Below are 14126 nucleotides of genomic sequence, written 5' to 3'. Positions count from 1 at the left end.
AACGGCCCGGTGACCCCGGGCCGTTTTCCTATGGGCCGCCTCAGGGTTTGATCCCGGCCTGTCTTGGCAGGACCAGTTCGAACTTCATCAACAACGTGCGCTGCAGGCTGCTGAGATTGTCGTCGGAGACGATGTAGAGGAACACGCGATCGCCGTCGCGGCGCAGCGCCAGGCCCTCCATATTGTCGAGCGTGACGGGAGACTGCCATTGCGCCAGCAGGCGCGCCGGCAACGCCCCCGGCGCCCCCGCGATCGCCGGGGCGAGATCGACGAGCGTGACGGCGGCGCCCTGGCCGGACAGGTCGAAACGGCGGTGCAGGACCAGAAGATGCGTCGCGTCCAGCGCGACGGCATCGGTCGGGCTGTGATCGGCCACGCCCGCGACGGCGATGTCGCGAGTCCGGCCGTCGATCGTCAGCAGCCCGGCGTGGTGACCGTCCTCGGTCATCCGGCGCTCCGACAGCACGACACGGGCGCCGCCCGGCAGGATCGCCATGGCTTCGCCGCCGCCGTTGAGCGGCCAGCCGGTCATCGCGGTCAACCGCTCGATGCGATCGGGCTGGGCCGAGAATGTGCCGGGGTCGGCGGGATCGATGCCGGCGAAATGCGCGATGCGGTGATCCTGTTCATAGACGATGGCGGCAGTGCCGGTATCGGGGTTCCATTCCAGCGCCTCGGCGTCGCCCTGCGCCTTGGTCGCCGCCGGCCGGCCATCGGCGCCGCGGATGGGGACGAGCGTGACGTTGCGCACGCCGGTCAGGCGGCCGCCGCTTTCGATCGTTTGCAGGGTGATCCAGTTGCCGGTGTCGGTCACGCCGAGCAGCTGGGCACCGTTGGGGATCGTGCCCCCGAAGCGCAGGCCCGATATGCCGCCGAACAGCGGGTCGGTGGCGCGCAGTTGCACCGCGCCGCGGAACTGCAACGCGCCGATCGCCGTGGCGCCGGGATCGTCGCGGTTGAGCGGCAGCGGCGTCGTGGTGACGGCAACGGCGGTCGCGGCGGGCGCGGTCAATGCATGATCCGGCGCCAACGCCGACGCGCCGAGCGCCAGCGCGGTGGTGATGGTCAGGGCAGCGACGATCTCGTTCAGCGGCATGTTCTCGACATAGGCGGGAACCGCGACAAATCAAATCATGCCGGAAAGGCTGGCGGTGACGGGGTGCAGTCGCTATCGCTCCGCCGTCCATGCTTGCCGCTGCAACCCCTCACGATGCCCTGCGATCGGTGTTCGGTTTTCCGGCGTTTCGCGGCCAGCAGGAAGGCATCATCACCGATGTCTGCGCCGGGCGGGATGTGCTGGCGATCATGCCGACGGGCAGCGGCAAATCGCTGTGCTACCAGATCCCGGCGCTGGTGCGGCCCGGCTGTGGCCTGGTCATCTCCCCGCTGATCGCGCTGATGGAGGACCAGGTCCGGGCGATGCGCGCCGTCGGCGTGCGCGCCGGCGCGCTCAACAGCCAGTCGAACGACAGCGATGCGGTGGTGGCGGCGCTGCGCAACGGCGAGCTCGACTTGCTGTATGTGGCGCCCGAACGTGCCGCCAACGACGGCTTTCGCACGCTGGTAGCGCGTGCCGAGATCGCGCTGATCGCCATCGACGAGGCACATTGCGTCAGCCAGTGGGGGCATGATTTCCGCCCCGAATATCGGCAGCTGCGATCGCTGTGCGACGCCCTGCCCGGCGTGCCGCGCGTCGCGTTGACGGCAACGGCGGATGTCCAGACGCGCGCCGATATCCTCCAGCAGCTGGGCATTGCGCCCGACCGGATGGTGGTGGCGGGGTTCGACCGGCCCAACATCCGCTATGAAGTCCGCGCCAAGGACGAGCCGCGGCGCCAGCTGGCGGCGTTCATCGCCGCCAATGCCGGGCAGCCCGGGATCATCTATGCACCGACGCGGGCGGCGACGGATACGGTCGCGGCGTGGCTGGTCAAGGACGGTGTCAATGCCCGCGCCTATCACGCCGGGCTGGACGCCGCCGTGCGCCGGCGCAACCAGGCCGATTTCGTCGCCAGCGAGGACATGGTGATGGTGGCGACGATCGCCTTCGGCATGGGCATCGACAAGGCCGATGTGCGCTTTGTCGCCCATATCGGCCTGCCGAAATCGATCGAATCCTATTATCAGGAAACCGGCCGCGCCGGCCGCGACGGCGACCCCGCCGTGGCGCACCTGCTGTGGGGGGCAGAGGATATCGCCCGCGCCCGCCAGTTCATCGCGCAGAGCGACGCCAGCGACGTGCGCAAGGCCGAGGAGACGCGGCGGCTGGGCGCGCTGATCGCGTTCCTGGAAACCGGCGGCTGCCGGCGGATCCCGCTGCTTGAATATTTCGGCGAGCCGACGCCGGCGCCGTGCGGCAATTGCGACAATTGCCTGGAACCGCCGGCCCTGCAGGACGCCACCGAGGCGGCGCGCAAGCTGTTGTCCGCCGTGTTCCGCACCGGCCAGCGCTTCGGCATGGGGCATCTGATCGATGTGCTGACCGGCAAAGCCGGTGAAAAGGTCACCAAATTCGGTCATGACCGGCTGAGCGTGTTCGGCATCGGCAAGGAACTGTCGCCCGACGGCTGGAAAAGCCTGGCACGCCAGCTGGAGGCCGGGGAGGCGCTGGTGCGCGAGGGCGAATATGGTGGCCTGACCCTGGGGCCGGCGGCGCGGGCGATCCTGAAGGGCGAGGTGCCGGTCAGCCTGAAAGTGGTGGCAGAGCGGCCGAAGCGCGGACGGGCGACGTCCGGTGCGGCAGCGTCATTGGCCGCGGTCGCCGATGAGGATGTGGGGCTGTTCGAGGAATTGCGCCGGGTCCGCCGCGAACTGGCGGCGGCTGCAAACCTGCCCCCCTATGTCATCTTTCACGATTCGACGCTGCGCGCGATGGCAGCGACACGGCCGCGCAGCGCGGCGGCGCTGGCGCGCATCCCCGGCGTCGGCGACCGCAAGCTCGCCAGCTATGGCGAAGCGTTTCTGGCGGCCATCAACGCCGGGTAGGGAAATTTGCTTCAGTAGCCGCAGCGGTTGTTGCGTTCGATCGCGGTACCGGCCACGGCGCCGATGCCGGCGCCGACAATGGTGCCCAGACCACGGTCGTAATAGCCGGCGACGCCATTGCCGACGAGGCCGCCGGCGATGGCGCCGATGACCGCACCAGCACCGCTCGAGCGGCAGGGATCATAGTAGCCGCCGTTATAGCCATAGCCGCCGCCATAGGCGATCGGCGCGACGACCGGTGGCTGGTAATAGCCCCCACCATAGCCATAGCCGACGGGGCCACCATAGATCGGCGCACCATAGAAGCCGGGGTTGTAATAGCCGCCGCCATAGATCACCGGGCGAAAGCGCGGCGGCGCATAGATCACCGGCCGGCCGTAAACCGGCCGCGGATAATAGGCCGGCCGATAGCCATTGCCGCGGAAGCCGACCGGCACGACATAGCCATAGCCCCGTTGGCCGTAATAGGTCTGACCATAGCTGCGTCCATAGCCATTGCCGCGGTTGGGGGCATAATAGGCCTGCTGCCGGCCGCGGTCATAACCGCCGCGATAGCCGTCACCGCCCCGGTAACCATCGCCGTTACGATAGCCACCACCACCCCGATAGCCGTTGCCGCCGAAACCCTGGTTGCGGTCGCCGCGATAGCCGCCTCGGTCGCCGCCGCGCTCCCCGGTCGCATAGCCGGGCCGCCCGCGATCGCCGCCGCGATCCTGGGCAAAGGCCGGCGTCGCGGCGGTGGCGACGAGGGCAGCAGCAACGGCGGTGGCGAGAATCTGCGTCGTCATCGAAGGATTCCTCAACAAGGGACGTCTGTAATGCAGACTGGTCGCATCGCCGCGGTGAACAAGGTCTGAATTGTTTCGGCTATTCGTGGACGGCCGCTCTAATGCGCCGTCCAGCCGCCATCGATGACGAGCTCGCTGCCGGTCATGTAGCGCGACTCGTCCGATGCGAGGAAGACGATGCCGTCGGCGATGTCCTGCGGCAGCCCGGCAAAGCCGAGCGGCGTGCCGATGGCGGCGATGGCATCGGCCGGCGGCGCGTTGCTGCCTTCCCCGACAATCGCGGTGACGATGCCGCCAGCATCCATCTTCTGCCAGATGGCGGTATCGATGATCCCGGGATGGACCGAATTGACGCGGATCCCGTCCCCGGCCGCAGCGCATTCCATCGCCACCGCCTTGCTGAACAGCCGCACGCCGCCCTTGGTGGCGCAATAGCCCGCAAGACCCGCCGAACCGACCAGACCGGCCACCGACGAGATGTTGATGATCGAGCCGCCCCGATAGCTGCCTTCGGGCTTTTGCGTGCGCATCGCCGGGATCGCGTGCTTCATGCCGAGAAAGACGCCGGTCAGGTTGATCGCCAGCTGTCGGTTCCACTGGTCGAGCGACATTTCGGTGATCGGTAGGCCGATGGCGATGCCGGCGTTGTTGACGAGGATGTCGAGCCGTCCGAACAATGTGAGCGTGCGGGTCATCAGTTCGGCCCAGCGATCCTCCTCCGTCACGTCCTGTCCGCGGAACTGGCCCTCGCCGCCGGCGGCGGCGATCATGGCGGCGGTGGCGCGGCCGCCCTCGGCGTCGATATCGGTCAGCATGACTCGGGCGCCTTCGCGCGCCAGCGCCAGCGCCGCGGCGCGCCCGATGCCGGCGCCGGCGCCGGTGACAAAGGCCACACGGCCATCGATGCGTCCCATCCCCGTCTCTCCCCTTTTTGCCCCGATCTGCGTCAGTGGCGGACCAGCAGGAGACGATGGTCGGCGTCCTTGCGCAAGAGGATATCGGCGGTGTCGCGTGCCGCTGCGATATGATCTGTCAGGTTGGGGAGGTTGATCGTCGCCCAGGTGTGGCGCGCCAGCGCTTCGGCCTGTGCCTCGGGCAGCGCGGCGAACCGATGGTAGAAGGATGCCGGGTCACTGGCCCCGGCGCGCCACAGGCGCAGGAAACGCGCGACATACCAGCGCTCGATGTCGGCGACATCGGCATCGAGATAGACCAGAGTGTCGAGGGCCGGCCGGATGCCCGCGCCGGACAGGCCGAGGCCTTCGATCAGGACCAGATCGGCAGGGCCGACGCGCCGCGTCAAGGCCGGATCGATATCGTAGCTGACATGGCTGTGGACCGGGATCTCGGCGACGCCCGTGCGCAGGGCGGCGAGCGCATGCGCCATCGCGCCCTCGTCATAGCTTTCGGGAAAGCCCTTGCGCAGCAGCAGCCCGCGCGCTTCGAGAACGGCGTTGGGGAAGAGAAACCCATCGGTCGAGATCGCGGCGACGCGGCGCGACCCAGCCATTGCCACGGCAAGATCGCCGGCCAGCGTCGACTTTCCGGCTGCGACCGAGCCGGTGATGCCGATGACGGGCGGGTGCCCGGCGCGGCGCAGCAACAGCGCCGAAAGGCCGGCGGTATCGATCGGGATGGGCGGCATCGCCGCGAGACAAGCGCAAAGCCAAGGGTGCGGCAAGCGACTTTGTGATTGGAGCGCGGCGGAAAACACCCCAAAACAGTCAGGTCGCCGATTCGGGCGCGTTCGCCGTGGATGTTAGATGACCCCGATTTGCGTTGTGTCGACAGGATCAGGATTGCCAGGCGCGAGCGGCAGCGGACGGGGGCAACGCCGATGATGGGCTGGAAGCCGGCGCAAGGGCCGTCGTCCTGGTACGGCGAGGAGCCGATCCGCGAGGAGATGTTCGGGGTCGAGCGACTGGAAGACCATGCCCGCAGCCTGGCGCGCGCGCAGGTCGTCGCATCCGGCACGGTGCGCGGCGTATCGCTGAAGGAGCGGCTGGCCGACAATGAACATGTGCTGCGCCAGGCCTATCGCACCACGGTGGCGGCGGCGGAGGCCGATTCCGCGATTACCCCGGCGGCGGAATGGCTGATCGACAACTTCCACCTCGTCGAGCGCCACATCCGCGAAATCAACACCAACCTGCCGCCGTCCTTCTACAAGCAGTTGCCCAAGCTGGTGACGGGGCCGTTCAACGGCTGCCCGCGGGTGTTCGGCATCGCTTGGGCCTATGTCGCCCATACCGACAGCCGGTTCGACCCCGAGGTGCTGAAGCGCTTTATCCGGGCCTATCAGACGATCGAGCCGCTCACCATCGGCGAGCTGTGGGCGGTCGCCATCACGCTGCGCATCGTGCTGATCGAAAATCTCCGGCGTTTTGCACTGCGCATCGAGCGGAGCCAGGGCGAGCGGCGGGCGGCGGACGCGATGGCCGACCGGCTGCTCGGCACCGAAACCGGGTCACCCGAACCGGCAGCGCAAGTGCTGGCGGCGCTGAGGGATCCCGGCAACAGGGCCGCCGGCCGCGCGGTGACCGATTCCTTTGCGGTTCAGTTCGTGCACCGGCTGCAGGACCAGAACGAAGGCGTAGCGGCCGCGCTCGCCTGGCTCGACGAGCGCATGGCCGAGCGCGGCACCAACATGCAGGCCGCGATCCTGTCCGAACAGGAGCGCCAGATCGGCGCCACCGTCACGGTGCGCAACATCATCACCAGCATGCGGGTGATTTCGGAAATCGACTGGTCCGAACTGTTCGAACGCATGTCGCCGATCGACGACCTGCTGGCGCGCCACGAAGGCTATGCGGCGATGGATTTCACCAGCCGCAACCATTATCGCACTGCCGTCGAGGACCTGGCGCGCAGCTCGCCGCTGTCGGAAAGCGAAGTCGCGCGCCGGGCGATGCAGGCGGCGGTGCGCGCCGCCAACCCCGATGGCTCGCTGGACCGGCGGCGTGCCGACCCGGGCTTCCACCTGATCGGCGACGGCCGCGCCGCGCTGGAACGCGACATCGGCTATCGGCCGCCGGTCCGGCAATGGGTTCCGCGCGTCGGCAAAACGCTCGGCCTGCGCGGCTATGGCGGCGTGATCCTGCTGCTGGGTGCACTCATGCTGGCAGTACCGATCCTTGGTGTGCTGCCATATGGTCCCGGTATCGCGATCGTGATCCTGCTGGCGCTGCTGGGGTCGATCCCGGCGCTCGATGCCGCGGTTGCGCTGGTCAACAGCGGGGTGACACGCAGCCTGTCGGCCACGGTGCTGCCGGCGCTGGAACTGCGCGGCGGCGTGCCGCCCGAACTGCGCACGCTGGTGGCGGTGCCGGTGATGCTCACATCGGCGGCCGGCGTCGCCGAACATATCGAGACGCTGGAAATCCATCACCTCGCCAGCCTGGAGGGCGAGGTCTATTTCGCCCTGCTGTCCGACTGGGCCGATGCGCCGAACGAGACGATGCCCGATGATATGGCGCTGCTGGCGACGGCCGAAGCCGGGATCGCCATGCTCAACGCCCGCTATCCGGCGCCATCGGGCGGGGACCGGTTCTTCCTGTTCCACCGCCATCGCCGCTGGAGCGAAAGCGAGCAGCGCTGGATGGGGTGGGAGCGCAAGCGCGGCAAGCTGCACGCGCTCAACCGCCGCCTGCGCGGGGCGACCGACACCGATTTCGTCACCGCGCACGGCCAGCCGGTCGTGGCGCCCGAAGGCGTCGCCTTCGTCATCACGCTCGACAGCGACACGCGGTTGCCGCGCGACACCGTGCGGCGCCTGATCGGCAAGCTCGGCCATCCGCTCAATGCGCCGCATTTCGACGAGGCGAAGGGCCGCGTCGTCGAAGGCTATGGCATCTTGCAGCCGCGGATCACCCCGGCGCTGGCGATCGGCCGCGACGGATCGATGTTCCAGCGGCTGTTCGCCGGCCATAGCGGGATCGACCCCTATGGCGCCGCCGTTTCCGATGTCTACCAGGACCTGTTCGGCGAAGGTTCCTATGCCGGCAAGGGCATTTACGCCGTCGATGCCTTTGAAGGCGCCTTGCAGGGCCGTGTGCCCGAATCGTCGCTGCTCAGCCATGACCTGTTCGAAGGCGTGTTCGCGCGCGCCGGCCTGGCCAGCGACGTCGAGGTCGTTGAGGATTTTCCGGTCCGTTACGACGTCGCGTCGCGGCGCAACCATCGCTGGGCACGCGGCGACTGGCAGCTGCTGCCATGGATCCTAGGCTTCGGCGATGGGCCCAAGGCGGCCGTTCCGCTGGTCGGCCGCGCCAAGATGGTCGACAATCTGCGGCGCAGCCTGACCGCGCCGGCCTGCGTGCTGTCGCTGATCATCGCCTGGGCGTTGCCGGCACCGGCGGCGCTGCTGTGGACGGCCTTCATATTGTTCATGCTGGCGGTGCCGGCGCTGATCCCGCTGATCGAAAGCCTGTTCCACATGCCGCCGGGCGCCAGTGGCGCGTCGAAGCTGCGCGCGCTGGGCGCCGATGCGCGGTTGGCGCTGGCGCGCTGGGCGCTGGTGGTGACTTTCCTTGCCGACCAGGCCTGGGTGATGACCGATGCCATCGTGCGCACGCTGGTGCGGTTGACGATCACGCGGCGCAACCTGCTGCAATGGGTGCCGGCGGCGCAGCTGGCGGCGGGGCTGGAGCTGTCGACGGTGGCCTTTTACCGCCGCATGCCGGGGGCGACGGTCCTGTCGCTTGCCGGCTTTGCGGTGGCGCTGGTGGCGGGCAACGGTGGCTGGCCGCCGGCGCTGTTGATCGGGCTGCTGTGGCTGGCCTCCCCGGCGGTCGCCTGCCGGATCAGTGCGCCCCCTGAAACGTCGGCGCGGCTGACGATCGATGCCGCCGAAGTGGCGACGCTGCGCGGCATTGCCCGCCAGACCTGGCGCTATTTCGAGTTCGTGGTGACGCCGACGGACAGCATGTTGCCGCCCGACAATTACCAGGAGGACCCGGCGGCGATCGCGCATCGCACCTCGCCGACCAATTTCGGCCTGTACCTGCTGTCGGTGGCGAGTGCCCGCGATTTCGGCTGGATCGGCACAATGGACGCGATCGACCGGCTCGACATCACCATGGCGGTGATGGGGCGGCTGGAGCGCTATCGCGGCCATTTCTACAACTGGTACGACACCCGCGACTGCCGCGTGCTCGACCCGCATTATGTGTCGTCGGTGGACAGCGGCAATCTCGCCGGCCATCTGATCGCACTGGCGAATGCCTGTGACGAATGGCGGGCCGCAGCGCCGGCGCCGGCGGTGCGCAGGGCCGGTATCATCGACGCGCTGGCGCTGGCGCGGCGTGCATCCACCAAAGCGCCGCGCGCCACGATCGATGCGGCCTTCGCCGATATCGAGGCGCAACTAGCGCGCGAGATCGATTGGGACGTGCTGGCAGTGACGGCGGCCAAGGCCGAAGCAACCGTCTTCGCGGCGACCACCGACACAGACGATGCCGATCTGCGCTTCTGGATGACCGCGATCAGCGCGACCATCGAAAGCCATCGCCGCGACCTGGCGCCCGAATGCGATGTGGTGGCGGCGTCGGACCGGCTGTCGGCGCTGTCGGCCGCCGCGCGGACAATGGCGCTGGCGATGGATTTCGCCTTCATGATGCACCCCGAACGCAAGCTCATTTCGATCGGCTATTCGGTATCGCAAGGCGTCCTCGACGAGAACTACTACGACCTGCTCGCCTCCGAGGCGCGGCTGGCGAGCTTTTTTGCCATTGCCAAGGGCGACCTGCCGGCGCGGCACTGGTTCCGCCTTGGCCATGCCGTGACCGAGGTGACCGCCGGGCCGGTGCTGCTGTCCTGGTCGGGATCGATGTTCGAATATCTGATGCCGGCGCTGGTGATGGCGCCACCCGAAGGCAGCCTGATCGAGCGCACCGAATGCCGTGTCGTCAGTCGCCACATGGAATATGGTCGTCAGCGCGGCGTGCCCTGGGGGATTTCGGAATCGGCTTTCAATGCGCGCGATCTCGAATCGACCTATCAATATTCCAATTTCGGCGTGCCGGGGCTGGGGCTGAAGCGCGGACTGGGCGACGATCTGGTGGTGGCGCCCTATGCGACGGCGCTGGCGGCGATGATGCAGCCCCACGCCGCCATCGCCAACTTCGCGCGGCTGGAAGCGATCGGGGCACGCGGCCGGTTCGGCTTCTACGATGCGCTCGACTATACGCCGTCGCGGCTGCCGCTGGGGGAAGAGGTGGCGATCGTGCGCAATTTCATGGCGCACCACCAGGGCATGGCGATCGTGGCGCTGGCCAATACCGTGCTGGGCGGCCCGATGCGCCGGCGCTTCCACGCCGAACCGATGGTCAAGGCCGCCGACCTGCTGCTGCAGGAACGCATGCCGCAATTGGTCGAGGGCGCGTTCGCGCCGCCGACCGAGGAACCCAAGCCCCAGCTGCGGGTGCGCGGTGTCGAGCGGCCGGCGGGACGGCGTTTCACCAGCGCGGCCACGCCGACGCCGGCGACGCACCTGCTGTCGAACGGGCGCTACACGGTGATGCTGACGGCGGCCGGATCGGGCTACAGCCGCTGGCGCGACATGACGGTCTCGCGCTGGCGCGAGGACCCGACCAGCGATGGCTGGGGGTCCTGGCTGTTCCTGCGCGATGTCGGCAGCGGCGATGCCTGGTCGGCGGGCTTCCAGCCGACGCGCTGCGAACCCGACAGCTATGAAGTGACCTTCAACGAAGACCGCGCCGACTATGTGCGCCACGACGGCGACCTGGTGACGGCGATGACCGTGCTGGTCTCCGCCGAGGACGACAGCGAAGTGCGGCGGGTGTCGGTCACCAACAATGGCACCGCGACGCGGGTCATCGAAGTCACCTCCTGTGCCGAGCTTTCGCTGGCGCCGCAGTCGGCCGATGTCGCCCACCCCACCTTTTCCAAATTGTTCATCGAAACCGAGCATGTCGCCGATTCGGGCGCCTTGCTGGCGCATCGCCGCAAGCGCGAACCGCATGAGCCGGACGTGTGGGCGGCCCATCTGGCGGTGGCCGATGCCCATGCTGTCGGTTCGCCCGAGTTCGAGACCGATCGCGCCCAGTTCATGGGTCGCGGCTATGGCGCGCGCAACCCGCGTGCCATCGTCGACGGCCGGTCGCTGACCGGGTCCGTGGGTGCGGTGCTCGACCCGGCCTTCGTGCTGCGAACGCGCCTGCGCATTCCGCCGGGCGAGACAGCGCATGTCAGCTTCTGGACCATGGCGGGGTCGAGCCGGCAGGCGGTGATCGACATGATCGACAAGCACAACGCTCCGACGGCGTTCGATCGTGCCGCCACCCTGGCCTTCACCCAGGCGCAAATCCAGCTGCACCACCTGCGGCTGGGCGCGGGCGAGGCAGCGCAGTTCCAGCGGCTGGCGGGGCGGATGCTGTATGCGTCAGCCGGCATGCGGCCGCCCGCGGAGACCGTGGCGCAGGGGCTGGGCCCGCAACCCGGCCTGTGGTCGCTGGGCATTTCCGGTGACCTGCCGATCATCGTGCTGCGCATCGCCGACATCGAGCAGGTCAATGTGGCCCGCGAGATCGTCCAGGCGACCGATTACTGGCGGATGAAGCAGCTGCCGTTCGACCTCGTCATCATCAATGAACGCGGCACATCCTATATCCAGGACCTGCAGAGCGCGCTGGAAGGGCTGGTGCGTGCCAGCCAGTCGCGCGCCCAGTTCGGCGAACGCAGTCCGGGCACCGTGTTCGTGCTGCGCGCCGACCTCATTCCGGACGAGACCAAGGCGCTGCTGCTGGCGGTGGCGCGCGTGGTCATCGATGCGCACAAGGGGCGGCTGTCCGATCAGCTCGATGCGCGGCGCGAGGCGGTGCTGCCGCCGCGGCCGCCGCAGCGGGCGGTTCCCGTGCCCTTGGGCCGGCAGGCGCAGGTGCCGCCGCCCGACCTGGAATATTTCAACGGCGTCGGCGGCTTTGCCGACAACGGGCGCGAATATGTCATCGTCCAGGGGCCGGGGCAGGTCACGCCGCTGCCGTGGATCAACGTCATCGCCAACGACGGGTTCGGGTTTCAGGTATCAGCCGATGGCGCCGGCTTCACCTGGGCCGAAAACAGCCGCGAACACCCCCTGACACCCTGGTCGAACGATGCCGTCCAGGACCCTTCCGGCCAGGCCTTCTACATCCGCGACGATGACGATGGCGCGTTGTTCAGCCCGACGGCGGCACCGATCCGCGACCCCGCCGGCACCTATGTCACCAGCCATGGCTGGGGTTACAGCCGTTTCGAACATGCAGCGGCGGGGCTGGATTTCGACCTGGTCGAATATGTGCCGATCGCCGATCCGGTGAAGATTTCGCGGCTGACCATCCGCAACCGGTCGGGCCGGACGCGGCGATTGACGGTTGCGGCCTATGTCGACTGGGTGCTGGGGCCGTCACGCGCGGCGGCGGCGCCGTTCACGGTAACATCGATCGACCCCGAAACCGGGGCGATGTTCGCGGCCAACCACTGGTACCCGGCCTTTGCCGGGCGCACCGCGGTGTTCGACATGGTCGGCCGCCAGACCAGCTGGACCGGTGACCGGCAGGAATTCATCGGCCGCAACGGTGGGCTCGACGATCCCGAGGCACTGGCGACGCGGGCGCCATTCTCCAACCGCGTCGGCGCCGCGCTCGACCCGTGCGGGGCGATGCAGACGCAGGTCGAACTTGCCGACGGCGCCAGCATCGAGATCGTCTGCCTGCTCGGCGAAACGGTGGGCGAGGATGCGGCGCGCGCGCTGGTCAGCCAGTATCGCGACACCGACCTTGACGCGGTGCTGACCGAAGTGCGCGACGACTGGGAGGCGGTGCTCGGCACCGTGCAGGTACGCACACCCGACCGCTCGCTCGACATCATGCTCAACGGCTGGCTGCTCTACCAGACGCTGGCCTGCCGCATCCGGGCGCGCGCCGGCTTTTACCAGGCAAGCGGCGCCTATGGCTTCCGTGACCAGCTGCAGGACGTCATGGCGTTGATGCCGGTGCGGCCGGCGATCGCGCGCGCGCAGCTGGTGCGCGCGGCCGGGCGGCAGTTCGTGGAAGGCGATGTCCAGCATTGGTGGTTGCCGCAGGCGGGCAACGGCGTGCGCACCCGCTTTGCCGATGACCGCGTCTGGCTGGCGCTGGTCACGGCGCACTATGTTGCCACCACGGGCGACGGGGCGGTTCTGGAAGACGATATCGGCTTCCTCGACGGGCCTTTGCTCAAGCCCGGCGAGATGGAGAATTTCTTCCAGCCGACCGCCGCCGCCGAAACCGCCAGCCTGTACGAACATTGCGCGCGGGCGCTCGATGCCAGCCTGAAGGTGGGTGCCCATGGCGTCCCGCTGATCGGCGGCGGGGACTGGAACGACGGCATGAACCGTGTCGGTCATCTCGGCACCGGGGAAAGCGTCTGGATGGGCTGGTTCCTCGATGCCAGCTTGAAGGCGTTCCTGCCGATCGCGCAGGCGCGCGGCGATGGCGCGCGCGTGGCGGCGTGGACCGCGCACCGCACGGCCTTGCAGACGGCGCTCGATGCCCAGGCCTGGGATGGCGACTGGTATCGGCGCGGCTGGTTCGACGATGGCTCGCCGCTGGGGTCCGCGGCCAACGCCGAATGCCGGATCGATTCGATTGCCCAGTCCTGGTCGGTGATTTCGGGCGGTGGCGACCCGGCGCGGGCGCGGCGGGCGATGGCGTCGGCGAGCCGCGACCTCGTCCTGCCCGAAACCGGTTTGGCGCTGCTGTTCACCCCGCCGTTCGATCACAGCCCCCACGACCCCGGCTATATCAAGGGCTATCCGCCCGGGATTCGGGAAAATGGCGGCCAGTATACCCACGCTGCCCTGTGGTCGGTGATCGCGCTGGCGATGCTGGGGGAAGGGACACAGGCTGGCGCCCTGCTGGCGATGCTGAACCCGGTCAACCACAGCCGGACACCGTCCGAAATGCACCGGTACAAGGTCGAACCCTATGTGGTGGCGGCCGACATCTCGTCACGCCTGCCCAATATCGGGCGCGGCGGCTGGACCTGGTACACCGGCGCTGCCGGCTGGATGCAGCGGGCCGGAGTCGAATATCTGCTCGGCATCCGGCGAATGGGGACGATGATCGAGATCGATCCTTGCATTCCGGACCATTGGCCGGGCTTCGACGTGACGCTGCGCGCCGGCGGCGCGGTGCATGTCATCCATGTCGAAAACCCCGCCGGTGTCAGCCGCGGCATCGCCAGCGCTGTCCATGACGGCGTGGCGATGACGCCGCGGCCGTTGCGCATTCCTGTCGGCGGTGTCGGCGAAACGCATCGAACAAATATTGTGCTGGGCCATGACGTGCGCTGAACGAAGTCGGATCCGGTGCG

General features: G+C 68.4%; 6 protein-coding genes. 2 read left to right on the top strand and 4 right to left on the bottom strand.

Annotation, left to right across the window (positions count from 1 at the left end; genetic code table 11):
- Positions 1–40 precede the first annotated feature (40 nt).
- Positions 41–1096 (bottom strand): esterase-like activity of phytase family protein, encoded by a 1056-nt coding sequence (locus tag GGQ62_RS06300; RefSeq protein WP_152578821.1) that lies wholly within the window; start codon positions 1094–1096, stop codon positions 41–43.
- 89 nt (positions 1097–1185) lie between these two features.
- On the opposite strand from GGQ62_RS06300, the gene recQ reads away from it, so the two are divergent.
- Entirely contained in the window at positions 1186–2985 is a 1800-nt protein-coding gene (gene recQ, locus GGQ62_RS06295; RefSeq protein ID WP_152578820.1) for a DNA helicase RecQ, read from the top strand.
- Positions 2986–2996: 11 nt separating this feature from the next.
- On the opposite strand, the gene GGQ62_RS16325 is transcribed toward recQ, so the two are convergent.
- From GGQ62_RS16325 to GGQ62_RS06280, 3 genes are all read right to left on the bottom strand, one after another.
- Positions 2997–3773, bottom strand: a complete 777-nt coding sequence (locus tag GGQ62_RS16325; RefSeq protein ID WP_152578819.1) for a glycine zipper 2TM domain-containing protein — start codon at positions 3771–3773, stop codon at positions 2997–2999.
- Between the two features lie 98 nt (positions 3774–3871).
- Positions 3872–4687 (bottom strand): SDR family oxidoreductase, encoded by an 816-nt coding sequence (locus tag GGQ62_RS06285; RefSeq protein ID WP_152578818.1) that lies wholly within the window; start codon positions 4685–4687, stop codon positions 3872–3874.
- A 32-nt stretch (positions 4688–4719) separates the two neighbouring features.
- Positions 4720–5418 (bottom strand): type I pantothenate kinase, encoded by a 699-nt coding sequence (locus GGQ62_RS06280; protein ID WP_152578817.1) that lies wholly within the window; start codon positions 5416–5418, stop codon positions 4720–4722.
- Between the two features lie 192 nt (positions 5419–5610).
- Between GGQ62_RS06280 and GGQ62_RS06275 the strand changes: the two genes are divergently transcribed.
- The gene (locus GGQ62_RS06275) at positions 5611–14106 is read left to right on the top strand and encodes a glycoside hydrolase family 94 protein (RefSeq protein WP_207790538.1); all 8496 of its coding nucleotides are present in this window, start codon (positions 5611–5613) and stop codon (positions 14104–14106) included.
- Positions 14107–14126 lie beyond the last annotated feature (20 nt).

The organism is Polymorphobacter fuscus (genome assembly GCF_011927825.1).
Classification (GTDB): domain Bacteria; phylum Pseudomonadota; class Alphaproteobacteria; order Sphingomonadales; family Sphingomonadaceae; genus Sandarakinorhabdus; species Sandarakinorhabdus fusca.
Note: the sequence above shows the minus strand (reverse complement) of the source record. Positions and strands in the feature narration are given on the sequence as shown.

Bases quoted from the DNA above. Each gene is read 5' to 3' on its own strand.
- GGQ62_RS06285 (WP_152578818.1), bottom strand. From the start codon at position 4,687: ATGGGACGCATCGATGGCCGTGTGGCCTTTGTCACCGGCGCCGGCGCC.
- GGQ62_RS06275 (WP_207790538.1), top strand. From the start codon at position 5,611: ATGATGGGCTGGAAGCCGGCGCAAGGGCCGTCGTCCTGGTACGGCGAG.
- recQ (WP_152578820.1), top strand. From the start codon at position 1,186: ATGCTTGCCGCTGCAACCCCTCACGATGCCCTGCGATCGGTGTTCGGT.
- GGQ62_RS06280 (WP_152578817.1), bottom strand. From the start codon at position 5,418: ATGCCGCCCATCCCGATCGATACCGCCGGCCTTTCGGCGCTGTTGCTG.
- GGQ62_RS16325 (WP_152578819.1), bottom strand. From the start codon at position 3,773: ATGACGACGCAGATTCTCGCCACCGCCGTTGCTGCTGCCCTCGTCGCC.
- GGQ62_RS06300 (WP_152578821.1), bottom strand. From the start codon at position 1,096: ATGCCGCTGAACGAGATCGTCGCTGCCCTGACCATCACCACCGCGCTG.